Genomic DNA, 5246 nt, shown 5'->3' with positions numbered 1-5246 from the left:
ACTACGGTTACGACGAAGACGGGCACTGCATCGAGGTGCGCAACGGCGAAGGCGAACGGCGTCGCTTCCAGTACGACGGACGCGGTCTGCTGATACAGGAAACCTCGCCGGAAGAGACGGTGCACTATCGCTATGACGCGGTGGGACGACTGACCGAGGTGACGTCGTCGGTCAGCCACGTGCAGCTGGAATACGACCTGCGCGACCGGGTGGTGCGCGAGTGGCAAAACGGCACGGAAGTGCGCAGAGTCTACGACGAACACAGCGTCACCCGCACCCTGCTGTGGTCGGAAGACGAAGCGGAAAAGGAAGACGGGCTGACCAGCACCTTCCGCTACAGCCGCACCGGTGAACTGAAGCAGGTGGTGCTGCCGGACGGCGCGGAGCTGACGATAAACCACGACGCCGCCGGGCGCGAGAGCGAACGCCGGGGCGGGCGTTTCCTGCAGACGCGCGAGTACGACGCGATGGGGTGGCTGACGCGCGAGATGAGCGGTCAGGCGCACGACGGACGCCTCCAGGCGCAGCAGACGCGGGAGTACCGCTACGACGGCGCGGGCAACGTGACGGGCGTGCGCACCAACCGCGACAGCGAAGGGTATCGGCTGGACAAGACCGGGCGGGTGCTGTCGGCCCTGACCGGTGGCGCGGGCAGGACGCCGACCGCCGAGACCGACTACCACTACACCCGCACCGGCCTGCCGCAGGAGAAAGGACGGCTGACCGAGTGGGAAGCCGGAAGGCTGGTCCAGCGCGACGACACCTATTACACCTATGACCGGGCAGGGCGTCTGGTGCGCCGACAGGCGGTGAAACCGGGATTCCGGGCGCAGGTGTGGCACTACCGCTGGGACAGTCGCAACCAGCTGCGGGCGGTGGACACGCCGAGCGGAGAGACCTGGTACTACCGCTACGACCCATTCGGCCGTCGGGTCAGCAAACGCTGCGCCGAGCGCGGCGAAGAGGTGCGCTACCTATGGGACGGTGACCAGATAGCAGAAGTGCGCCATTATCATCAGGGGCAACAGACATCGCGGAGACACTGGGTCTACAACGGCTGGGAACTGGTGGTGCAGCAGCGGCACACTGCGGCGGGCGGCTGGGACACGGATTTTGTGAGCAGCGCGCCAAATGGCGCACCGCAGGCGCTGTACGATAGCGAAGGCGAACTGCGCTGGCAGGCCCCGAAAGCCACGCTGTGGGGCCAGCGCACCGTTGCGGAAACGGAGAGCGCCGACCCGGGACTGGCGTTCGCCGGGCAGCTCCGTGACAGCGAAAGCGGCCTGTGCTATAACCGATTTCGGTACTACGACCCGGCTGGCGGCGGGTATATCTCACCGGACCCGATAGGGGTGTTGGGGGGGGAAAGCAATTATGCTTACGTCCAGAATCCGATCTGTTGGATCGATCCTTTTGGGTTGGCTGAATGTAACATACGATACGGTGATTTGGATCACCTAGGACGCCCAACAGGTGTTAGAGCTCGACTAGACTCTAGTTACATAAATACAGGCACGCATGCTAATCCTTCGATTCAACCTCCTGGATTTATTACAGGAGCTGGTTCTAATCGCGCTCGTGGACATTTGTTAGGGCGGCAGTTAGGCGGTTCCGGCGATGATGTTCGTAACTTGGTTACTATTCAACATCGGCCAGTGAATACTCCGGATATGAGCAGTATCGAAGGACGTATAAGGAAAGCGTTAGAACGAGGAGAAATAGTTGATGTGTCGGTCACACCCATATATAAAGGTCCTTCTAGGATACCGGCAGGTATAACAATGAATGCTCAAGGCAGTGGCGGCTTCTTTGAAAGTGTCACTCTTCTTAATCCTCCTGGAATGTAAACCATGGCCATACCTAAATTAAATAGCATTTTAGTTCCACCTGATTTCCCCAATGAGTCTGGGAGCGGTAATGCTTGGCCTTATATAGGTGAAAGCACTACGTTTCCTAATGATTATATTGAGTTTATCAGTAACTATGGTTCGGGGAGAATCGCTAATTTCATTGCAATATTCAATCCATTTACTCAAAATAATGATCTTAATTTTTTTGAGCAAAAGAAATTAATCATTGATGACTTTAATTATCTTAATAATGAAGATCCAGACTATTTTAAGTATAATCTTTACCCAGAAAAGAATGGGCTTTTACCAATAGGTGTAACAGATAATGGTGATTATATATTTTGGGTCGTTTCCGATCTAAATAATAGCGATGTATGGGGAACTGCAATAGTTGCATCTAGATCACCAGATATAGAATATTTCGATGAAAATATAACTTCGTTATTATCCGGTGTTTTATCGAGAAAGATAAAAGCAGACTCATTTCCTAATGATTTTCCTCCTGATAATATCATTTTTGAGAAATTCTAGAGAATAAAGCCGGAAACGATCGTAAAGATCCTTCCGGCTTTTTATTATCCGCCGCCTACAGATTAATCTCCGTCTCAATCACCAGCCTCCCCCGCTCAACCGTCACGGTTATCGGCATCCCGGTCATAAAGCCCGATTCTTCCAGCCAGCGGCCCTTGAGGTTAATAGCGGACGGNGGGTTAGGCCTGCCATTATGCGGGGCGTATCCCACCGTGTAGTAATGTACTGTTTTGGTTGCTTTATTCATTGTGACGTCGTCGGTCAGCCACGTGCAGCTGGAATACGACCTGCGCGACCGGGTGGTGCGCGAGTGGCAGAACGGCACGGAAGTCAGGCGGACCTATGACGAATACAGCGTCACCCGCACCCTGCTGTGGTCGGAAGAGGAAAAGGAAGAAGGGCTGAGCAGCACCTTCCGCTACAGCCGCACCGGTGAACTGAAGCAGGTGGTACTGCCGGACGGCGCGGAGCTGACGATAAACCACGATGCCGCCGGGCGCGAGAGCGAACGCCGGGGCGGGCGCTTCCTGTAGACGCGCGAGTACGACTCGATGGGGTGGCTGACGCGCGAGATGAGCGGTCAGGCGCATGACGGACGCCTACAGGCGCAGCAGACGAGGGAGTACCGCTACGACGGCGCGGGCAACGTGACGGGCGTGCGCACCAACCGCGACAGCGAAGGGTATCGGCTGGACAAGACCGGGCGGGTGCTGTCGGTCCTGACCGGTGGCGCGGGCAGGACGCCGGCCGCCGAGACCGACTACCACTACACCCGCACCGGCCTGCCGCAGGAGAAAGGACGGCTGACCGAGTGGGAGGCCGGAAGGCTGGTCCAGCGCGACGATACTTATTACACCTATGACCGGGCGGGGCGTCTGGTGCGCCGACAGGCGGTGAAACCGGGATTCCGGGCGCAGGTGTGACACTACCGCTGGGACAGCCGCAACCAGCTACGGGCGGTGGACACCCNAAGCGGAGAGACCTGGTACTACCGCTACGATCCGTTCGGCCGTCGGGTCAGCAAACGCTGCGCCGAGCGCGGTAAAGAAGTGCGCTACCTGTGGGACGGCGACCAGATAGCGGAAGTGCGGCACTATCGTCAGGGACAACAGACGTCGCGGCGACACTGGGTCTACAACGGCTGGGCGCTGGTGGTGCAGCAGCGGCACACCACCGCGGGTGGTTGGGAAACGGATTTTGTGAGCAGCGCGCAAAACGGTGAGCCGCAGGCGCTGTACGATAGCGAAGGCGAACTGCGCTGACAGGCGCCGAAAGCCACGCTGTGGGGCCAGCGCACCGTTGCGGAAACGGAGAGCGCAGACCCGGGACTGGCGTTCGCCGGGCAGCTCCGTGACAGCGAAAGCGGCCTGTGCTATAACCGATTTCGCTACTACGACCCGGCTGGCGGCGGGTATATCTCGCCGGACCCGATAGGGGTGTTGGGGGGAGAAAATAACTACGGTTACGTCCAGAATCCCAACACGTGGGTTGATCCGCTGGGGCTGAGCAAATGTGGGACTTTCACTAAGAATCCTGACGATATTCATTTCATGCAGAGTTCAATTAAAAACCAAACCGGAGAATATACCGTTCTTGATAACGCTGCTGCATTAAGAAATGGAACTCTTAAACCTACTGATTTACTAGCAATAAAAATATGGCAAGATTTAAATGGTAAACTATGGACGTTAGACCATAGACGACTTGCTGCGTTCAAATTATCCGGTCTGAAAGAAATTCCTGTTCAGTGGGCTACACAGAAGGAAATTGCTGGTCAAATGTGGAAGATGACAACGAAAACAGATGGAAAAAGTATCATCCTTAAGATGGGTGATGGAATAAAGCGAATCATAGGTGGATGAAATGCTAGATGAATTTTTCCCAGTTAGCAGCAAAGATGATCTTGTTAAACTAATATCTGCGTTGGCTAGAGATTTTAAAGAAAATCCCGGTGAATGGGAAAATAAAGATTTATCATCTTATTTGGAAGCAGTGGCTTCGTGGATAGAGGACATGGATGGATATTATGAAAATACAAATCAGCCACTACCGAAAGATACAAACTGGAAAGTTTTTGCAGATATTTTAATGGCTGCGAAAATTTATGAATAAATCATGCCGGAAGTGATCCTAACGATCCTTCCGGCTTTATTTTATCTGCTGCTCAGTGGCGGTAATTTACCGCCCGTTCTCCATCCCTGCCAGATTAAGCCCACCCGGAAAACGCTTCAGTCAGTGCGTGACGGCATTCTCATCAAACGGCGCGATGCTCAGCGCGTGCAGGTCTTGCCACAGTGCGCGGATATCCTGCACGGTAATCACAATGCAGCCCGGCATGATACGCAGCTTCAGCGGTTGCCCGGTGGTAAATCCGGCATCCTTCAGCCACTGCCCGGTAAGTGTCAAGATAGTTGGCACCCCCGGTTGATTTAGGCTGCCTGCTTTTCCCGCCCTGGATTCAGCATAACCTCACCTGACGGCTGCCAGTTCCGTGTCCTGCCTGACCAACGTTCAGGCCGTTGCGCTTTTGCCATCTGGTNCACCTTATCCCGCTTCTTCAGCACCCTGCCATCTTCGCCCCGGTGCCGTTGGCCTGGCGTTACGTACCTGATGCCGCTATGTCGATGCGTTTCGTTATACCACCGGGTAAAACTCTCTACCCATTCGCGCGTATCCTCTAACTTGTCGAACCCCGATGACGGCCACTGCGGCACATATTTCAGCGTCCTGAACAACGACTCCACATACGCGTTGTCGTTACTGACCCCTGGCCGGCTGTGAGACGGCGTTATTGCCAACTCATGCAGCTTCATCTGCAACGTCTGCGACTTCATCGCCGCCCCATTGTCCGCATGCAGTACCGGC

Annotated in this window: 6 protein-coding genes and 2 pseudogenes; 5 read left to right on the top strand and 3 right to left on the bottom strand. The window is 55.4% G+C overall.

Going from position 1 to position 5246, the window contains the following annotated elements:
- A partial coding sequence (locus RZ35_RS16765) for a DNA/RNA non-specific endonuclease (protein ID WP_026744339.1) occupies positions 1–1847 on the top strand: 1847 nt, incomplete at its 5' end.
- A gap of 3 nt (positions 1848–1850) precedes the next feature.
- Positions 1851–2381: an SMI1/KNR4 family protein gene (locus RZ35_RS16760; protein WP_026744338.1), complete on the top strand. Its 531-nt coding sequence runs from the start codon at positions 1851–1853 to the stop codon at positions 2379–2381.
- A 55-nt stretch (positions 2382–2436) separates the two neighbouring features.
- Here RZ35_RS16760 and RZ35_RS17555 read toward each other — a convergent pair whose 3' ends face one another.
- Positions 2437–2628 (bottom strand): SymE family type I addiction module toxin, encoded by a 192-nt coding sequence (locus RZ35_RS17555; protein WP_071999820.1) that lies wholly within the window; start codon positions 2626–2628, stop codon positions 2437–2439.
- A 1-nt stretch (position 2629) separates the two neighbouring features.
- Here RZ35_RS17555 and RZ35_RS18545 point away from each other — a divergent pair.
- From RZ35_RS18545 to RZ35_RS16735, 3 genes and pseudogenes are all read left to right on the top strand, one after another.
- Positions 2630–3895, top strand: a pseudogene (locus RZ35_RS18545) (RHS repeat-associated core domain-containing protein); the annotation flags it as partial.
- A 36-nt stretch (positions 3896–3931) separates the two neighbouring features.
- Positions 3932–4243, top strand: a complete 312-nt coding sequence (locus RZ35_RS18400) for a hypothetical protein (protein WP_026744334.1) — start codon at positions 3932–3934, stop codon at positions 4241–4243.
- A 1-nt stretch (position 4244) separates the two neighbouring features.
- On the top strand, positions 4245–4493 hold the full coding sequence (locus RZ35_RS16735; protein WP_026744333.1) for a DUF7660 family protein: 249 nt from the start codon (positions 4245–4247) through the stop codon (positions 4491–4493).
- Positions 4494–4613: 120 nt separating this feature from the next.
- On the opposite strand, the pseudogene RZ35_RS17545 reads toward RZ35_RS16735, so the two are convergent.
- Positions 4614–4787 (bottom strand): annotated as a pseudogene (locus RZ35_RS17545) (SymE family type I addiction module toxin); the annotation flags it as partial.
- Positions 4788–4810: 23 nt separating this feature from the next.
- The coding region (locus RZ35_RS16730; RefSeq protein ID WP_026744332.1) for an integrase core domain-containing protein at positions 4811–5246 on the bottom strand (436 nt) is incomplete at its 5' end.

Origin of the sequence: Lonsdalea quercina subsp. quercina, from assembly GCF_000688655.1 — a bacterium.
Classification (GTDB): Bacteria; Pseudomonadota; Gammaproteobacteria; order Enterobacterales; family Enterobacteriaceae; genus Lonsdalea; species Lonsdalea quercina.
Note: the sequence above shows the minus strand (reverse complement) of the source record. Positions and strands in the feature narration are given on the sequence as shown.